Annotated in this window: 15 protein-coding genes; 6 read left to right on the plus strand and 9 right to left on the minus strand. The window is 52.8% G+C overall.

Annotation, left to right across the window (positions count from 1 at the left end):
* The first annotated feature begins 3 nt into the window (after window positions 1–3).
* Both RDO88_RS00290 and RDO88_RS00295 read left to right on the plus strand, forming a co-directional pair.
* Window positions 4–1,443, plus strand: coding sequence for a tetratricopeptide repeat protein (locus tag RDO88_RS00290; RefSeq protein ID WP_307757447.1), 1,440 nt, complete (start codon window positions 4–6; stop codon window positions 1,441–1,443).
* Between the two features lie 15 nt (window positions 1,444–1,458).
* On the plus strand, window positions 1,459–2,349 hold the full coding sequence (locus tag RDO88_RS00295; protein ID WP_307757448.1) for an undecaprenyl phosphate translocase family protein: 891 nt from the start codon (window positions 1,459–1,461) through the stop codon (window positions 2,347–2,349).
* Window positions 2,350–2,448: 99 nt separating this feature from the next.
* Here the strand turns inward: RDO88_RS00295 and tpx are convergent, their stop codons facing one another.
* The gene (gene tpx, locus RDO88_RS00300; protein ID WP_307757449.1) at window positions 2,449–2,949 is read right to left on the minus strand and encodes a thiol peroxidase; all 501 of its coding nucleotides are present in this window, start codon (window positions 2,947–2,949) and stop codon (window positions 2,449–2,451) included.
* A 242-nt stretch (window positions 2,950–3,191) separates the two neighbouring features.
* On the opposite strand from tpx, the gene RDO88_RS00305 reads away from it, so the two are divergent.
* Genes RDO88_RS00305 through RDO88_RS00315 form a run of 3 tightly spaced genes read left to right on the plus strand, consistent with a single transcriptional unit; the run spans window position 3,192 to window position 5,336 of the window.
* A complete protein-coding gene (locus RDO88_RS00305; RefSeq protein WP_307757450.1) occupies window positions 3,192–3,656 on the plus strand; it encodes a DUF4494 family protein in 465 nt (154 codons plus the stop codon).
* A 15-nt stretch (window positions 3,657–3,671) separates the two neighbouring features.
* Window positions 3,672–4,337, plus strand: a complete 666-nt coding sequence (locus RDO88_RS00310) for a YggS family pyridoxal phosphate-dependent enzyme (RefSeq protein ID WP_374043876.1) — start codon at window positions 3,672–3,674, stop codon at window positions 4,335–4,337.
* An 18-nt stretch (window positions 4,338–4,355) separates the two neighbouring features.
* Entirely contained in the window at window positions 4,356–5,336 is a 981-nt protein-coding gene (locus RDO88_RS00315; RefSeq protein ID WP_307757451.1) for a dihydroorotate dehydrogenase-like protein, read from the plus strand.
* 95 nt (window positions 5,337–5,431) lie between these two features.
* Here RDO88_RS00315 and RDO88_RS00320 read toward each other — a convergent pair whose 3' ends face one another.
* Window positions 5,432–6,523, minus strand: coding sequence for a 6-bladed beta-propeller (locus RDO88_RS00320; RefSeq protein WP_307757452.1), 1,092 nt, complete (start codon window positions 6,521–6,523; stop codon window positions 5,432–5,434).
* Window positions 6,524–7,078: 555 nt separating this feature from the next.
* Window positions 7,079–8,404, minus strand: a complete 1,326-nt coding sequence (locus RDO88_RS00325; protein WP_307757453.1) for a PhoH family protein — start codon at window positions 8,402–8,404, stop codon at window positions 7,079–7,081.
* Window positions 8,405–8,534: 130 nt separating this feature from the next.
* Here RDO88_RS00325 and RDO88_RS00330 point away from each other — a divergent pair, with 130 nt between their 5' ends.
* Window positions 8,535–9,788 (plus strand): glutamate ligase domain-containing protein, encoded by a 1,254-nt coding sequence (locus RDO88_RS00330; RefSeq protein ID WP_307757624.1) that lies wholly within the window; start codon window positions 8,535–8,537, stop codon window positions 9,786–9,788.
* On the opposite strand, the gene RDO88_RS00335 is transcribed toward RDO88_RS00330, so the two are convergent.
* The 6 genes from RDO88_RS00335 to RDO88_RS00360 form a co-directional block, all read right to left on the minus strand.
* Window positions 9,756–10,130: a RidA family protein gene (locus RDO88_RS00335; protein ID WP_075317285.1), complete on the minus strand. Its 375-nt coding sequence runs from the start codon at window positions 10,128–10,130 to the stop codon at window positions 9,756–9,758. The two genes, RDO88_RS00330 and RDO88_RS00335, sit on opposite strands and share 33 nt — an antisense overlap.
* Before the next feature lie 229 nt (window positions 10,131–10,359).
* Window positions 10,360–12,060 (minus strand): trypsin-like peptidase domain-containing protein, encoded by a 1,701-nt coding sequence (locus RDO88_RS00340; protein ID WP_307757454.1) that lies wholly within the window; start codon window positions 12,058–12,060, stop codon window positions 10,360–10,362.
* Between the two features lie 9 nt (window positions 12,061–12,069).
* Window positions 12,070–12,810, minus strand: coding sequence for a 23S rRNA (guanosine(2251)-2'-O)-methyltransferase RlmB (gene rlmB, locus RDO88_RS00345; protein WP_021846501.1), 741 nt, complete (start codon window positions 12,808–12,810; stop codon window positions 12,070–12,072).
* 17 nt (window positions 12,811–12,827) lie between these two features.
* Window positions 12,828–14,492 carry a DNA repair protein RecN gene (gene recN / locus RDO88_RS00350; protein ID WP_307757455.1) on the minus strand — a complete coding sequence of 555 codons (1,665 nt, stop codon included), beginning with the start codon at window positions 14,490–14,492 and terminating at the stop codon, window positions 12,828–12,830.
* A 17-nt stretch (window positions 14,493–14,509) separates the two neighbouring features.
* On the minus strand, window positions 14,510–15,733 hold the full coding sequence (gene coaBC / locus RDO88_RS00355; RefSeq protein ID WP_307757456.1) for a bifunctional phosphopantothenoylcysteine decarboxylase/phosphopantothenate--cysteine ligase CoaBC: 1,224 nt from the start codon (window positions 15,731–15,733) through the stop codon (window positions 14,510–14,512).
* Between the two features lie 12 nt (window positions 15,734–15,745).
* A complete protein-coding gene (locus RDO88_RS00360; RefSeq protein WP_307757457.1) occupies window positions 15,746–16,519 on the minus strand; it encodes an exonuclease domain-containing protein in 774 nt (257 codons plus the stop codon).
* Window positions 16,520–16,531: the final 12 nt, after the last annotated feature.

Genomic DNA, 16,531 nt, shown 5'->3' on the forward strand with positions numbered 1-16,531 from the left:
GACATGGCAAACAAGAACCTGCTGTCGGACAAAGACCGTGAACTGATAGAGCTGGTCGAGCAATTTGAAGCTGCCCAGGCCGAGCAGAAACCAATCTATATGGATGCCGAAGACCTGGCCGACATCGCTGAATGGTACAGCCGGCGCAACCGTTTTGATGATGCTGCCAAAGCCATCGATCATGGATTGAAACTGCATCCCGGCAACACTTCACTGCTCGTGGAGCAGGTCTATCTTTATCTGGACCAGTACGATCTTCTTCATGCCCAGCAGACAGCCCGCCAGCTCACGGAAGAACGTCCCGACGTCATCATCCTGCGTGCCCGACTTCTGGTTGAAGAGGGACGCCTGCAAGATGCGGAACTGATGCTGGACACATTGGAAGACAAATACAGCAGAGAGAATCTCATCGACGTAGCCTATATGTATCTTGAAGCCGGACAACGGCAGTGTGCCCTCGACTGGCTGTCGCACTGGCATTGGAATACCGATGACCAGGAGTACTGTGCCATCATGGCCGACAGCCTGCTGGACCAGCAGAAATATCAGGAGTCTCTGGTATACTACAACCGACTGATTGACAGCAAGCCCTACCAGCCCCAATACTGGATAGGAGCTGCCCGCTGTCATTTGGGAATGAGACAATACGAAAAGGCAATAGACGCTTGCGACTATGCCCTGCTGGCCGACGAAGACATGGGAGAAGCCTATCTGATAAAAGGATATGCTTTTCTGGAGCTGAACAACAGCGACAAGGCATTTGAATGCTACAACGAAGCTGTCCGCTGCAAAGCGATTACCAATGCCTACGTCCACCTGCTCCGCGGACAATACCACGTCGACAGGCAGGAATGGCAGAAAGCCTACCACTTTCTGCTGCTCTCCCAGAAAGAGGAAAATACGCTGAAAGACCCCATCGCACGTTCCAACCTCCACTCCACGATAGCTGTCTGCCTGAAGAAGATAAATAAGGAAGAAAACAAGCAACTCATCATGCAACATTGCCTGAAGGCATTGGACAATGATTATTGTAACGTAGACGCACAGCTGATAGGCGGATTGATTTTCATCGAAGAAGGAGAAAAGAAGACAGGACTGAATATGTGGAAAGAGATATCCGAACTAGTCCCCGAAGCTCATACCTGGTCGGAGATATCCCTGTACAGCTGCGAAGCCTTCATGTTCGACTATGCCATCGAAGCGCTGAAAAAGGTCGAAGAATTGGATCCCGACTATCCAGGCCTCTACAAGCGCTTCGTCGTCACCTGTCTTCTGGCAGGAAAGGACAAGGAGGCTCTGCATTACAACAACATCAACCCCACACCGCTCAGCCAGAAGGAAATGTTCATCATCACTTCTTTCGTCCAGGACGCCACTCCGGAAGAGCTTCAGGTTCTGATGGAAGAATATCTCAAGCTAATGACCCCTAAAAGATACATATAAACAGAAAGGACAATCATGAAACGAAAACTGAAAGACTACCTGTTCGTCACCCTGAAAGGCATGGGTATGGGTGCGGCCGATGTCGTGCCCGGCGTTTCGGGCGGTACCATTGCCTTCATTGTAGGCATCTACGACGAACTGATAGAAACAATCAAAAGTATAAACGCGGAAAGCATCCGTCTGTTCTTCACAGGCAAGTGGGGGCAGTTCTGGGAGAAAATCAACGGAAACTTCCTCTTTTCGCTCCTGCTGGGAATAGGTATCAGCGTCTTTTCACTGGCAAAGGTCATCACCTGGCTGCTCACCAACCACCCCATATTGGTGTGGTCGTTCTTCTTCGGTCTGGTACTGGCCTCCACCTGGTTTGTAGGAAAGGACATCAAGGGATGGAATTGGAAAACCGTGACCGGATTTATAGCCGGTGCCATTATAGCCTATTACATCACCGTTGCCACACCTGCCGAGACATCTACCCATCCGCTGTTCATCTTCCTGTGCGGTGCCATCGCTATCTGTGCCATGATTCTGCCGGGCATCTCGGGCAGCTTCATCCTCGTTCTGCTGGGTAAATATTTCTACATCATGGAAGCGGTGAAGACACTCAATGTTACGACGCTGGCCATCTTTGCTGCCGGTGCCCTCATCGGTATCACCAGCTTCTCACGCCTGTTGTCGTTTGCCCTGAAGCATTTCCGTAACATCACATTGGCTGTGCTGACCGGATTCATGTTGGGATCGCTCAACAAGGTATGGCCCTGGAAAGAGATTGTAGACAACACACACGGTATGCCTATCGAAACCAACATCCTGCCCAATGCCTATATCGGTGAAGCTGTGGGCCTGATGCTGATTGGTTTCCTGATGGTCTACTTCCTCGAGAAACTGTCGGCCAAGACAGCCAAATAAATCCGCTTCCGCATTATATCCCTACCATACGAATGAGGGTGTGGCCCGATAAGCCTGATGCTTACGCTGCCACACCCTCGTCTGTATTCGGGAAATTCTTTATTTCAGAGCCTCCAACGCCTTGTCATAATCCGGTTCCTGCGTAATTTCAGGTACCAGTTCCGTATAGACTACCCGGCCGTCCTTACCTATGATGACCACCGCACGGGCCAGCAAACCAGCCAACGGACCGTCGGCCATGCAGACGCCATAATTTTCATCGAAATCGGAAATGCGGAAATCCGACAATGGAACTACATTTTCGATGCCCTCTGTCGTACAGAAGCGCGCATGGGCGAAAGGCAGGTCTTTCGAGATAGCCAATACGACCGTATCGGGAAGCGAAGCGGCCAGCTTGTTGAACTTACGGACCGAGGTCGCGCACACAGCCGTGTCGAGACTCGGGAATATATTCAATACCACATTCTTTCCACTCAGTTCTTTCAACGAGAAGGCAGACAAATCCGTCTTCACCAATTCGAAGTCGGGAGCTACCGTACCCGTCTGTATAAATTCGCCGATCAATCTCACCGGCTGTCCTTTGAAATTTGTTGTTGCCATAATTTTTCTTTTTCCTTTAAGTTCTTATTGATAACAAGCAAAAGTAGAAAAAAGTTTGGAGGAAGGTATCACAACCCTGTTAAAAGAACGTTTCAACGGCTTTACATTCCAATGCAAACCGAAAATCGTCCACCGGCAGCAAATCTTAAAACTTATCTTGCGTACTTCGTACGAAAAGTTTTATCTTTGTGGTGAATTAACAGATGTATTATAATCAACAGACAACTAAAAGACTGATCATTATGGCAATGCATACATGGTTCGAATGCAAGATTCGATACGAAAAGACAATGGAAAACGGTATGAACAAGAAGGTGACCGAACCCTATCTGGTCGACGCACTGAGCTTTACCGAAGCCGAAGCGCGCATCATTGAGGAAATCACCCCGTTCATCAGCGGCGAATTTACCGTGGCCGACATCAAACGTGCCAACTACAGCGAACTGTTCCCTTGTGATGAAGAGGCCGCCGACCGCTGGTTCAAGTGCAAGCTTGTCTTCATCACACTGGATGAAAAGAGCGGAGCCGAGAAAAAGACTTCCACCCAGGTACTGGTACAAGCAGCCGATCTGCGCGACGCCGTAAAGAAACTGGACGAAGGCATGAAGGGCACCATGGCCGATTATCAGATAGCCTCTGTGGCTGAAACACCACTCATGGACGTTTATCCCTATAGCGTTGAGCCCGACGACAAGCCGGAAGTATAAAGAATCAGAAAGATTATGATAGGAGAACGCATTAAAGAAATACAGAACGAGCTGCCGGCCGGCGTACGGCTGGTAGCCGTATCGAAGTTCCACCCGAACGAGGCCATCGAAGAGGCCTATCGGGCCGGACAGCGTATCTTCGGCGAAAGCAAGGTGCAGGAAATGACGGCCAAGTACGAAAGTCTGCCAAAGGACATCGAATGGCATTTCATCGGCCACCTGCAGACCAACAAAGTGAAATACATCGTGCCCTACGTAGCACTGATTCATGGCATCGACTCCTTCAAGCTCCTGGCCGAAGTGGACAAGCAGGCTGCCAAAGCCGGACGCACAGTGAACTGTCTGCTCCAACTGCACATTGCCCGCGAAGAAACCAAATTCGGTTTCAGCTTTGACGAATGCCGCCAGATGCTGGCCGACGGAGAATGGCGTCAGCTGGAGCACATCCGCCTGTGCGGCCTCATGGGCATGGCAACCAACACGGAGAACGTCGAACAAATCAGGGAGGAATTCCGTTCCTTAAGTAACTTCTTCCAGGAAGTAAAGGCCGCCTGGTTTGCCGACGACGAGGCCTTCTGTGAACTTTCGATGGGCATGTCGCACGACTACCACGAAGCCATCGCCGCAGGCAGCACACTGGTACGCGTTGGCAGCAAAATCTTCGGAGAACGAATTTATTAATCTTAAAAATAGAACATCATGGCAACAACTTTACAAACAACATTCGCCGGGCTTTCCCTGAGAAACCCCATCATCGTCAGCAGTTCGGGCCTCACAGACAGCGCCGCCAAGAACCAGAAGCTCTGCGAAGCCGGAGCAGGAGCCATCGTACTGAAGTCACTCTTCGAGGAGCAGATTATGATGGAAGCCGACTGGCACGGCGATCCCAACATGTATCCCGAAGGAAGCGACTACCTTGTAGGCTACATCCGCCAGCACAAGTTGGGCGAATACCTCAACCTGATACGCGAGAGCAAGAAGGTATGCGACATCCCTGTCATCGCCAGCATCAACTGCTACAAGGACGACGAATGGGCCGACTTTGCCAAACAAATCGAGGAAGCCGGAGCCGACGCCCTGGAAATCAACATCCTGGCTCTGCAGACCGACGTACAATATACCTATGGCAGCTTTGAGCAGCGTCACATCGACATCCTGCGCCACATCAAAAAGACGGTCAAGATGCCCGTCATCATGAAGCTGGGCAGCAACCTGACCAACCCTGTGGCCCTCATCGACCAGCTCTATGCCAACGGAGCCGCCGCCGTAGTACTGTTCAACCGTTTCTACCAGCCGGACATCAACATCGACAAGATGACGCAAGTGGCAGGCGACGTGTTCAGCAACGAGGCCGACCTGGCCAACTCACTCCGCTGGACGGGCATCGCTTCGGCAGCTGTCAGCAAGATAGACTATGCCATCTCGGGCGGTATTCACTCGGCCGAAGGCGTAGTGAAATCCATTCTGGCCGGTGCCTCGGCCGTAGAGATTTGCAGTGTACTCTACAAGGAATCATCCGCCGTCATCAACGAATACAACAAATTCGTGGCCGACTGGATGGCAAGCAAGGGTATGGAAAGCATCGCACAATTCAAAGGCAAGCTGAACGTGGGCGACGTGAAGGGCGTAAATACTTTCGAACGTACACAGTTCCTGAAGTATTTCGCTTCGCACGAATAACTCCTGCGGAAATATAAGTAGGGCTGCATCACTTGGGAAGAACGATTTTTCCATTGTGCTGTAGCCCTTTCTGTTATCTGAAACTCTCAAGGAAGCTATTTATATGTATAATATAAAATAACCGGATTCATATCCTGAAGCATCCGTACGTCATTCAGCTTACCTTTCAGAGCAACCGGAAGCTTCTCAGCTTTCATCTGTTTCCAGAAGCCGGCTATCTCCCTGGGTTGCATGTAATAGTAATCACCATTAAAATCCGTTGTACCGTAACGGGCAGGCAGACAAACGTCGTCCTCCTTGACAAACAAGACATCGTCCACCAACAAACTGGCTCTCTTCATTCCACCCAAAGTTATATCAGCCCAAACATACTTCAATTGATTGCCTTGCTGGCAATTAAACAAAACAAAACGGTCATTGACCACCAGAGAGGAAAGATTGTAAAACCGATTGGCATCTATCAGCTCCTTCCACCCTTTTTCCAAAGCACGGTCCACCGTCCTACGGTCCATCCACTCACGGCTATCCACCGTAAAGAAAGGCCGGATGCCATCCGTCCTCCACTCGTAAATTTTTCGGGAGAAAGTCGGGACAAAATAAAAGCTCCCATGTCCCGACTGATAGAATGGAGAGGTGCCGGAAACATGTGGCCAGCCCAAGTTGTCCACCGAACGGTCCAAAAAATACTCATCAGGTTCATTGCGATGCCAAGACACTTTCCGGAGAAGATAGTTTCCCTCTCCTTTAGGATATAAATCAGTAAAAAGGGAACCGTCACAATAACCAAGGTAACGGCTCCGATACTCCTCGTCGTCCAGCTTTATGGAGTGGGTGAAGCGGCCCGTCACACCATCATAAACGTATATGGCCTGTACGGTGGATTCCAGTACATAGATTGACTGACTGACCGGATCGACCACAAAATCAGAAATAGCCCGATACTCGCCCGGCCCGTTTCCAACTCCACCTATCTGTCGCAGGTATCTCCCCCGATTGTCAAATAGAAACAGCGCATTGCTCGCATCCAACACATACAAACCTTTCTCACACTCCTGCATCTTGACAATTCCTCGCAAAGGAGGAGCCAAACTATCGAGTATCAGTACATTGACATCCTTATACAACGACGATTTGTAGCAACGAACCACCTCTGGTATCTTGTCCAGGCTACAATCGTATCCCGACATTTCTCCCGTATTTTTTCGATTGGTACAGGCACATAGCAGAAAACAAAGCAAACAAACGACAACCTTCATCCTAACAAATTATTTTACACGAACATTTATTCCCCGTTTAAGAGATCTCTATATACAAACCACTTACAACAATGGTAATCTATTTATCCAAAGATAAGCCAAAACAATGAAACGAACAAACATATCAGATGCAAAATAACAAGTTCGGCATTCACCCGTCCGAATAGGAACCAACAAAATACCCCCACTCGAGAAGAGGCCCTTGAAGACAGATAAAAGATTATCCGAGCAGGGAAATCTGATTGTTTAAGCAGGATAAACGGATACTTTCCCCTGCCTAAATACCTGCTCTTCGCAGGAGGAATCTTTCTTTCTGAAAAGGGATCTATTGCTATCGGCAAAAAGCGGCAATGTTCCTCCTCAAAAGCGGCCATGTTTTGACTGAAAAGAAGCAATGTTTTGCCATAAAAAAAGCAATGCTTTTCACTGGAGAAAGCATTGCTTTATTCAAGTAGAGTGAATGCCCGTCCATAGGGCATCGGATGCTTACATCAGATTGCTGGCCAGTTCGCTCAACTCACTGCGCTCGCCCTTCACAAGGTTGACGTGGGCGAAGAGGTTCTGGTCGCGCATGCGGTCGATCATATACACAAGGCCGTTGGACTGGCTGTCCAGATAGGGCTGGTCAATCTGCTGGATGTCGCCCGTAAATACCATCTTCGTGCCCTCGCCTGCACGGGTGATGATGGTCTTTATCTCGTGGGGCGTCAGGTTCTGTGCCTCGTCGATGATGCAGTAGGTCTCGCTCAGGCTTCGCCCGCGGATGAAGGCCAGGGCCTCGATGACGAGCTGATCGCTCTTCTGCATATCCTCCAGCCGCTTCACTTCGCTGGAGCTGGCGGCAAACTGGTGCTTGATGACGTTCAGGTTGTCGAACAGGGGCTGCATGTAAGGCGCTACCTTCTCGCCCGCATCACCGGGCAGGAAGCCGATGTCCTTGTTGGACAGGGCCACAATGGGACGGGCCAGCAAAATCTGCTTGTATTCGTTCATCTGACGCAAGGCGGCGGCCAAGGCCAAGAGGGTCTTTCCCGTACCGGCCTTACCCGTAAGCGCCACAAGCTTGATATTGGGGTCATTCAGCACCTCGAAAGCGAAGCTCTGTTCGGCGTTGCGCGGCTCGATACCGTAGTTCTTCGACTTGTTGACGCGGCACACGGTATGGCTGAACGGGTTATAACGGGCCAGGACACTGTTGCGGTCGCTCTTCAGCACGAAGCACTCGTTGGGATGGATTACATCCCTGAAGGGGAACTCGCTGATGTCGATGCCTTCTTTCGAGGAGTAGATGTTGTCGATCAATGCAGGGTCGGTGCCTTCGAACACTTCATTGGATTTCTCAAAGATGTCCACGTTGACCACCTTGTCGGTAATGTAGTCCTCGCAGAGGATGCCGACAGAGCGGGCCTTCATCCGCAGGTTGACGTCCTTGGTGACAAGGATAGCTTTCGTCTTGGGATACTTCGTCATCAGCCAGTCGGTCACGGCCAGTATCTGATGGTCGGGCTTGTGCTCGGGGAAGGAATCATACACGCGCTTGGACTCCACGTTGCCCGTCACGACGAACAGCTTGCCCAGGCCTTCGCCCAGAGGAGCCCCTTTCGTGAAAAGATTGTCATCGGTGATTTCGTCCAGCTCGCGGACAAACTCGCGGGCGTTGTAGTTGATCTGCTCGTTGCCTTTCTTGAACTTGTCCAGTTCTTCGAGTACCACAATGGGAAGATAAATGTCATTTTCCTGGAAATTCTTCAGACACTTGTAGTCGTGCAGGATTACATTCGTGTCGATTACAAAATTTTTCTTGGCTCCCATAACTCATAAGATTTAAATAGTTAATATCTTTGCCCGCCAAAGATAGGGGATGAGCCGCTATCTTGGTCGCCTATAAAGATAACAAATTAGTAGATAGAAAGGATTCGTTTCCCGTTAAATATTTCAAATGATGGACTATCAGAGCACTTTATCTTACTTATACAACAGCGCGCCTCTGTTCCAACAGGTAGGAAGCGCCGCCTACAAGGAGGGACTGGAGAACACCCTCGCCCTCGACGAACACTTCGGACACACGCACCGCCGCTTCCGCACCATCCACGTGGCGGGCACCAACGGCAAGGGTTCCTGTTCGCACACCCTGGCCGCCGTCCTGCAGGAGAGCGGCTATCGCGTGGGGCTCTATACATCGCCCCATCTGGTAGACTTCCGCGAGCGTATCCGCGTGAACGGGCAACCCATATCAGAGGAATATGTCATAGATTTCGTGGAGAAGGAACGGGCCTTCTTCGAACCGCTCCACCCGTCGTTCTTCGAACTGACCACCGCCATGGCTTTCCGTTACTTTGCCGACGAACAGGTAGACGTGGCCGTCATCGAGGTAGGCCTGGGAGGTCGGTTGGACTGTACCAACATCATCCGCCCCGACCTGTGCATCATCACCAACATCAGCTTTGACCACGTGCAGTTCCTGGGTCACACGCTGGCACAGATAGCGGGCGAGAAGGCAGGCATCATCAAGGAAGGCACACCCGTAGTCATCGGCGAAACGACTCCTGAGACGAAGCCCGTCTTCCTGGCCAAGGCAGCCGAGATGCACGCCCCCATCTACTTTGCCGAGGACTATGACCGCGAAGACTATCCGGGCATCGAATTCGAACTGAAAGGACTGTACCAGAAAAAGAATAAACAGACGATACTCACCGCCCTGCCCCTGTTGAAGGAAGCCGGTTACCGCATCGACGGTACCAGCGTGCGGAGTGGCTTCGCGCACGTCACCCGTCTGACGGGACTCATGGGACGCTGGCAAAAGTTGCAGGATGCTCCTACCCTGATCTGCGATACAGGACACAACGTGGGCGGCATCCGCTACATTGTAGAGCAGCTCAAACAACAGACTTACCGCCGGCTGCACATCGTCATGGGCATGGTGAACGACAAGGATATCCGCGGCGTACTGGCCATGTTGCCACGTGACGCCGTCTACTACTTCACCCAAGCCAGCGTGAAGCGTGCCCTGCCCGCTGAAGAAGTGAAAAGACAGGCCGAAGAGGCCGGATTGAAGGGAGAATGCTACCCCGACGTACCCGCCGCCGTCAGGGCCGCACAAGAAAAAAGCCTCCCCGAAGACTTCATCTTCGTGGGAGGCAGCAGTTTCATTGTGGCCGACCTGTTAGCGCACCGCGATGCACTCAATCTCCACTAAGGCATCCTTGGGCAGCGCCTTCACGGCTACCGCCGAACGGGCGGGGAAATCGCCCTCGAAATAAGTGGCATATACCGAGTTCATGTCGGCAAAGAGAGACATATCGGCCAGGAAAACGGTCGTCTTCACGATATTGGCCATACCCAAGCCTGCCTCCTCGAGAATGTGTTTTACGTTCTCAAGCGACTGGCGGGCCTGTGCGGCAGCCCCTTCGGGCATTACGCCGGTAGCCGCATCGATGGGCAGCTGCCCTGATACAAACACCATTCCATTGGCTTCGATAGCCTGACTGTAAGGTCCGATGGCACCTGGTGCCTTCGGACTGCAAATTACTTTCTTCATGTTCTTGTAAATTTTAGTTCGGTGTATCTTTTCTCTTTCCTCCAGTTGGGAAAAATTTTTTCTCCAACCGTGCAGTATTTTCTTCCAGCCTGCATTTATAGTAGTGAATGCGTAAAGCAATATTCACTCATAACCTTTTTTTCATACCTAGACTTAACTAAGAAGGGGGAAGCCCCGAGAGAGGATACGCACACCGCGCATCCTCTTTCTTTTTATCGGGTCTCTAAATCTACTTGCAGTGCTTTTCGATAAGGGCATCCACATTGGGGTCGCCCAACTCCTTGGCCTTGGCGAAGCTTTCGCAGGCGGCCTCCTTCTGTTTCATCTGTATTTGGGCAATACCCATCAGGCGATAGGCTTCGGCATACTTGGCATCGACGGCCAACGCATCCTTGAGGACTTTGATGGCCTCTTCGTTGCGTCCTACACGGATGTTGACAACAGCCAGCTCGGCCCGATAGGTCAGTTCCTTCGGATTGAGTTCGATGGCTTTGGCCAGGTCGTCCAATGCACGCTGATATTGGCGGGCCTTCAGGGCTGCCTGTTCGCGATAATAGTAGAAGACATCGTTCACATTACCCTTCACCGCCTCATAGTAGGCATCATAGTCCACCACTGCATTGCGGGCCTGGTTGGCTACCATGCGGGCCTGTGCACGCTCCAACAGATAGGGAGCCGCCTCCTGCGTATAAGGTTTGTTGAAGCGGGCCACACAACTGTCGAGCAGGGCCAGCACTTCTTCGGCAGGTTCTTTCATAGCTTCCTTGATCTTGGCTGTGGTAAAGAAAGTGGCGGCCGAACCCAAATCGGACTGGTTCACAGTATTGTAGGCTTCCAAAGCAGCCGGATAGTCACCCTTGGCATACTGGATATCACCCACCAGCTGTACATAAACCGGTTGCGGATCGATGCTGACGGCCTTACGGGCCTCCTCAAGCGCCTTGTCGAGCGACCAGTCAGCATAAGGCTTGTCGGCATGATTCAGGACGTAGTTGTAAATCATCTTGGAACGGCTGAAGTAAATACCGTCTTTCTTGGAAGCCACATCGAGCGCCTTTTCCATATCGTCGTACACCTTGTCCATCGAAGTATCATCGTTGGCCGTCAGCTGGCGCTGGGAAGCACGACGCAGATAACCGTCGGGGTTTTCGGGGAACTGGCGGATAAAATCGTCGAGCACTTCCATATACTTCTCAGGCGAAAGCTGGGAAGAAGCCATATAGAGGAAAACCAACGCTTCTTCTTCGGTGGGAGGCAATGCTTTCTTGATACCGATGCCCTTCAAAGCCATGTCACCATAGGCCAGAGCCGAAATCTTCTGATTCATCACATAGTTGGCATCGACGGCATAACAGATGCTGGCCGTATCCTGTCCGCTGGCTTTTTGTGCCAGACCGAACACGGCGCCGTCTACCGTTGTCAGCGGACAGCTGACCATCTTGTCTTTCAGCCGCAGGTTGAGGGTGTAGTATGAATAGTTGTCGGCTACCTTGTCTACGGCTTTCACCTTGCCGGCCGTGTAGGTACGGCTCTTTTGGGTGGAGTACGGCAACAGATACACCTCGCTGCCCACAGCCGGAGCCGAAGCGGCCAGTGTCAGGGACGGCACTTTCTTCTCCGTAATGGCTACCTTGAACTTCACGACATCATACATATCGTCGGCTCCCATGATGGCGTCGACCGGCATTTCCTTACCCTCATAATTGATGATGACGGCACGGCGCGCACCCTTGAACAGGGAATAGTCCGACAGGGCCACTCCGTCTTCACTCACAAAAAATCCGTTGCCCGTGTTCAGCATCTTGTCATCCTTGTCGTAGGTGACGACGGAGAACACGGCACGCTTGGCCTTCTCCACCCACTTGGGTTGTGAAAAGGCCCACTGAGCCACCAGTGAGATGGCAAACAGCAAAAATATTTTCTTATTCATCGGCATATATCAATTAATTCGTTGTTTCACAGCTTCGTAAATCAGGATGCCGGCCGCCACGGACACGTTGAGCGACTCGATGGTGCCCAGCATGGGAATCTTCACCCACTCGTCGCACAAGGCCAGGTTGTCGTAGGAAACGCCCTTGTCTTCGGCACCCATGATGATGCACATCGGGCCGGTATAATCGGCCTTCGTGTAGTCGTAGTCGCCCTTCTCGGTGGCGGCCACGATGTGGAAGCCGCTGTTCTTGAGGTATTGCAGGGTTTCCTTCAGGCTCTGCTCACGACACACGGGCAGGGTATGCAGGGCACCGGCCGAGGTTTTCATGGCATCGGCATTCACCGTCACGCTGTTCTTGGCAGGGATGATGACGGCATCGACCGCCGCACACTCGCAAGTACGGGCGATGGCGCCGAAGTTGCGTACGTCCGTCACGCCGTCGAGCATCACGAAGAGCGGGTTCTTGCCCTGCTCGAAGAGGAAGGGTACGAGGTCTTCCGTCTTCTGGTAGGTGACGGCCGAGACGAAGGCCACCACGCCCTGATGGTTTTTGCGCGTAATCTTGTTGATGCGCTCCACAGGCACCCGCTGGACAGGTATCAGTGTTCCTTTCAGTGCGGCAAACAGTTCCTTGGACAGGTCGCTCTGTATGTCTCTCTTCACCAGTATCTTGTCGATGTCCTTACCGGCCTGTATGGCTTCTATCACGGCACGGACGCCGAAAATCATTTCGCTTTTGTCTGTCATTCGTTTATCTTATTAGTTTATTTATCCAGTTTCAACAAGGCACGGGCGTTGTTCAGCGCGGCCTCGGTCAAGGTGGCTCCACTCAGCATGTGGGCCAGTTCCTCCACCCGTTCGTCATCGGTCAGGCGACGGATGTGGCTGTTCGTCTCCACCTCGTTGTCTTCCTTATATACTTTATAGTGGGCGCGTCCGCGCGCGGCTATCTGCGGCAAGTGGGTGATGCTGATGACCTGACGGTCGTTGTCGCCCATCTCCTGCATGATGTCGGCCATGCGATCGGCAATCTCGCCTGACACACCCGTATCGATTTCGTCGAACACGATGGTAGGCAACTTGACGGCTCCGGCTATCATGGCCTTGACGGACAGCATGACACGCGCTATCTCACCACCCGAAGCCACGGACGAAATGTTCTGCAACACGCCGTTCTTGTTGGCCGAGAAGAGGAAATTCACCGTATCGGCTCCATGCACACCCGGCTCCTTGCGTACGCCCATCTCCACCTGAAAGCGGACATTGGGCATGCCAAGCGGCACCAGCCGTGCGGCCATCTGCCGCTCCACTTCACGGGCGGCACGGGTGCGCGCTTCGGTCAATACCTGTGCCTGCGCGGTGACCTGGCTGAAGAGCTCCTTTACCTGCGCTTCGAGGCGGGCGATGTCTTCGTCGGACGACGTAATGGCCGAAAGTTGCAAAGCATAGTTTTCCTGCAAGGAAAGCAGTGCTTTGACCGTATCAACACGGTGCTTTTGCTGGAGAGAATAAATGAGATTGAGGCGGGCGTTCACTTCGTCAAGGCGGGCGGGGTTGAATTCAACTTCTTCTTCCTTGTCGGCCAACTCCTGCGAAATGTCCTTCAGCTCGATGTAGACGCTGTCCAGACGGTCGGCCAGTTCACCCGCAGGAGCAAAGACCGATCGCAAGCCCATCATCGTATTCTGGCAGTCCTTCAAGGCTTCGAGCACACTGCCTTCGTCGGCGTTCAGCGCCTGTCCGGCCCGATAGAGGCCGGCCTTGATGTCTTCGGCATGGGTCAGCATCTCCGCTTCCTGCTCCAGCTCTTCCTGCTCGCCGTCGGTAAGGTTGGCTTCCTCCAGTTGCTCCAGCTGGAAGCGGATATAGTCCTCATCCGCACGACTCTGCTCGGCACGGGCCACAAGCGCCTCCAGGTCCTGACGGGCCTGCCGCCAGTCGTTGTACAACTTCTGATAGGCGGCCAGCTCGGCGTCGTCGTGCGACAGCAGGTCGAGCACGTTCAGCTGGAAGCCCTCCTTGTTGAGCAAGAGGTTCTGATGCTGGGAGTGGACGTCGATGAGCAGTTCGCCCAGTTCCTTCATCTGTACCAGCGAGGCAGGCGTGTCGTTGATGAAGGCACGGCTCTTGCCCGAAGCATAGAGCTCGCGGCGCAGGATGCACTCGTCTTCGTACTCCAGTTCGTTGGCTTCGAAAAAGGGCTGCATGCCGTAGGCCGACACGTCGAAGCGCGCTTCAATGATACACTTCGAAGCCCCCTTGCGGATGGACTTCACGTCGGCACGCTGACCCAGCAACAGGCCGATGGCTCCCAAAATGATGGACTTGCCGGCACCTGTCTCGCCTGTGATGACTGAGAAACCACTGCCGAAGCCTATGTCCAGCTTCTCGATCAGCGCATAGTTTTGTATGTAGAGCGAACGCAACATAGTATCTTACTCCGTTTCTATTGATTCAATACTTCGGCCAACCGGTCAACGATGTCGGCGGCCACCTCATCTTTGGTTTTCAGCGGGTATTCCCTACGGCCTTCGGCATCGATAAGGGTCACCTTGTTGGTGTCGCAACGGAAACCTGCCCCCTTGTCGTTCAGCGAATTCAGGACAATGAAGTCCAGATTCTTGCGCTTCAGCTTGTCTTCGGCATTCTGTTGCTCGTTGTGCGTTTCGAGCGCAAAGCCCACCAGCACTTTCCGTTCGGTCGAATCGGCCTTCATCCGGCCCAATGCGGCGGCAATATCCTGTGTAGGTTTCAGGGCGAGGGTCATGTCGCCCGTCTTCTCGCGCTTGATCTTCTCGTCGGCCACATGCTCGGGCGTATAGTCGGCTACGGCCGCACAGAGGATGGCGGCATCGGCCTGGGGGAAGAGCGAAGTAGCGGCTTCGTACATCTGCGCGGCCGACTCCACATCGCGCCTTTCGGCCATCGGATAGCGGGTTGTGCGTTGTACAGGTCCCGTCACGAGCAGGACACGGGCGCCACGGCTGGCGCACTCGTCGGCCAGTGCAAAGCCCATCTTGCCCGACGAATAGTTGCCGATAAAGCGAACGGGGTCAATCTTTTCGTACGTCGGCCCTGTGGTTATCAGGATAGTCTTTCCCTTGAGGTCACCTTCCTGCGCCGCAAAGTATCGCTCCAGGTGACGGATGATGTTTTCGGGTTCTTCCATGCGGCCCTTGCCCACCAGATGGCTGGCCAGTTCGCCCGTACCCGGCTCGATGATGTGGTTGCCATAGGAACGGAGCTTCTCCAGATTCTGTTGGGTGGACGGATGGGCAAACATGTCGAGGTCCATGGCCGGAGCCACGAATACAGGCGCCTTGGCCGAGAGGTAAGTCGTGATGAGCATGTTGTCGGCAATGTCGTTGGCCATCTTGCCGATGGTCGAAGCGGTAGCAGGCGCTATCAGCATGGCGTCGGCCCAAAGGCCCAGGTCCACGTGGCTGTTCCACGTGCCGTCGCGTTGGGCGAAGAACTCGCTGATGACGGGCTTGCTGGTGAGGGCGGACAACGTAATGGGCGTAATGAACTCCTTACCCGCAGGCGTGATGACCACCTGCACCTCCGCCCCGCGCTTGATGAGACCGCGGATGATGTAGCAGGCCTTATAGGCGGCAATGCTGCCCGTAATGCCCAAGACTATCTTCTTGCCTTTCAATACATTTGCCATAAACGTTTTCTTTTATTTCTGAGTCAGTTCACGCAGACGGATTTTCGTCAGCATGGCCTTGGTGTTCAGTGTAAAGTCACTGTTCAATATCCAGCCGTAATAGCCGGGGTCGCGCTTCAGCACCTCGGCGACAGGCATGCCCTTGTACTTGCCGAAGTTGAAGACTTCCACACCCTGGTCGTCGTAAACCATGCGGCCGGCAAAGTCAACATTCTTGTTGAAGCTCGAGAAGTCGGAAAGGAAGTTCACGTCGTTCTGCAGGTCTTCAGGATAGCGGTCGAGCTGCGCCATCAGCACTTCGTAGGTAGCCCTTGTGTCGGCTTCGGCCGTATGGGCATCCTCCAGGTTCTTGCCGCAATAGAACTTGTAGGCGGCAGAAAGAGTACGCTGCTCCATCTTGTGGAAGATGACCTGCACATCAACAAACTTACGCCGGCTCAAGTCGATGTCCACCTCGGCACGGAGGAACTCCTCGGCCAGCAGGGGAATGTCGAAACGATTGGAGTTGAAGCCGGCCAAGTCACACCCTTCGATGTCGTTGGCCACACTACGGGCCACTTCCTTGAACGTGGGGCAGTCGGCCACATCGGCATCATAGATACCATGTACGGCCGATGCCGCTTCGGGAATGTGCATACCCGGATTGATGCGCATCGTCTTCGACTCTTCGTTTCCGTTGGGATAGACCTTGAGGTAGCAGATTTCTACGATACGGTCGCTGTTGATATTGGTACCGGTGGTCTCCAAATCGAAGAACACCAGCGGATTCTTCAGGTTTAGTTTCATAAATAGAATTTA

Source organism: uncultured Mediterranea sp. (genome assembly GCF_902493215.1).
Taxonomy (GTDB): domain Bacteria; phylum Bacteroidota; class Bacteroidia; order Bacteroidales; family Bacteroidaceae; genus Bacteroides.

Bases quoted from the DNA above. Each gene is read 5' to 3' on its own strand.
- RDO88_RS00330 (WP_307757624.1), top strand. From the start codon at position 8,535: ATGGACTATCAGAGCACTTTATCTTACTTATACAACAGCGCGCCTCTG.
- rlmB (WP_021846501.1), bottom strand. From the start codon at position 12,810: ATGACAGACAAAAGCGAAATGATTTTCGGCGTCCGTGCCGTGATAGAA.
- RDO88_RS00310 (WP_374043876.1), top strand. From the start codon at position 3,672: ATGATAGGAGAACGCATTAAAGAAATACAGAACGAGCTGCCGGCCGGC.
- recN (WP_307757455.1), bottom strand. From the start codon at position 14,492: ATGTTGCGTTCGCTCTACATACAAAACTATGCGCTGATCGAGAAGCTG.
- RDO88_RS00340 (WP_307757454.1), bottom strand. From the start codon at position 12,060: ATGAATAAGAAAATATTTTTGCTGTTTGCCATCTCACTGGTGGCTCAG.
- RDO88_RS00320 (WP_307757452.1), bottom strand. From the start codon at position 6,523: ATGTCGGGATACGATTGTAGCCTGGACAAGATACCAGAGGTGGTTCGT.
- RDO88_RS00305 (WP_307757450.1), top strand. From the start codon at position 3,192: ATGGCAATGCATACATGGTTCGAATGCAAGATTCGATACGAAAAGACA.
- RDO88_RS00325 (WP_307757453.1), bottom strand. From the start codon at position 8,404: ATGGGAGCCAAGAAAAATTTTGTAATCGACACGAATGTAATCCTGCAC.
- RDO88_RS00315 (WP_307757451.1), top strand. From the start codon at position 4,356: ATGGCAACAACTTTACAAACAACATTCGCCGGGCTTTCCCTGAGAAAC.
- RDO88_RS00360 (WP_307757457.1), bottom strand. From the start codon at position 16,519: ATGAAACTAAACCTGAAGAATCCGCTGGTGTTCTTCGATTTGGAGACC.
- RDO88_RS00335 (WP_075317285.1), bottom strand. From the start codon at position 10,130: ATGAAGAAAGTAATTTGCAGTCCGAAGGCACCAGGTGCCATCGGACCT.
- RDO88_RS00290 (WP_307757447.1), top strand. From the start codon at position 4: ATGGCAAACAAGAACCTGCTGTCGGACAAAGACCGTGAACTGATAGAG.
- RDO88_RS00295 (WP_307757448.1), top strand. From the start codon at position 1,459: ATGAAACGAAAACTGAAAGACTACCTGTTCGTCACCCTGAAAGGCATG.
- tpx (WP_307757449.1), bottom strand. From the start codon at position 2,949: ATGGCAACAACAAATTTCAAAGGACAGCCGGTGAGATTGATCGGCGAA.
- coaBC (WP_307757456.1), bottom strand. From the start codon at position 15,733: ATGGCAAATGTATTGAAAGGCAAGAAGATAGTCTTGGGCATTACGGGC.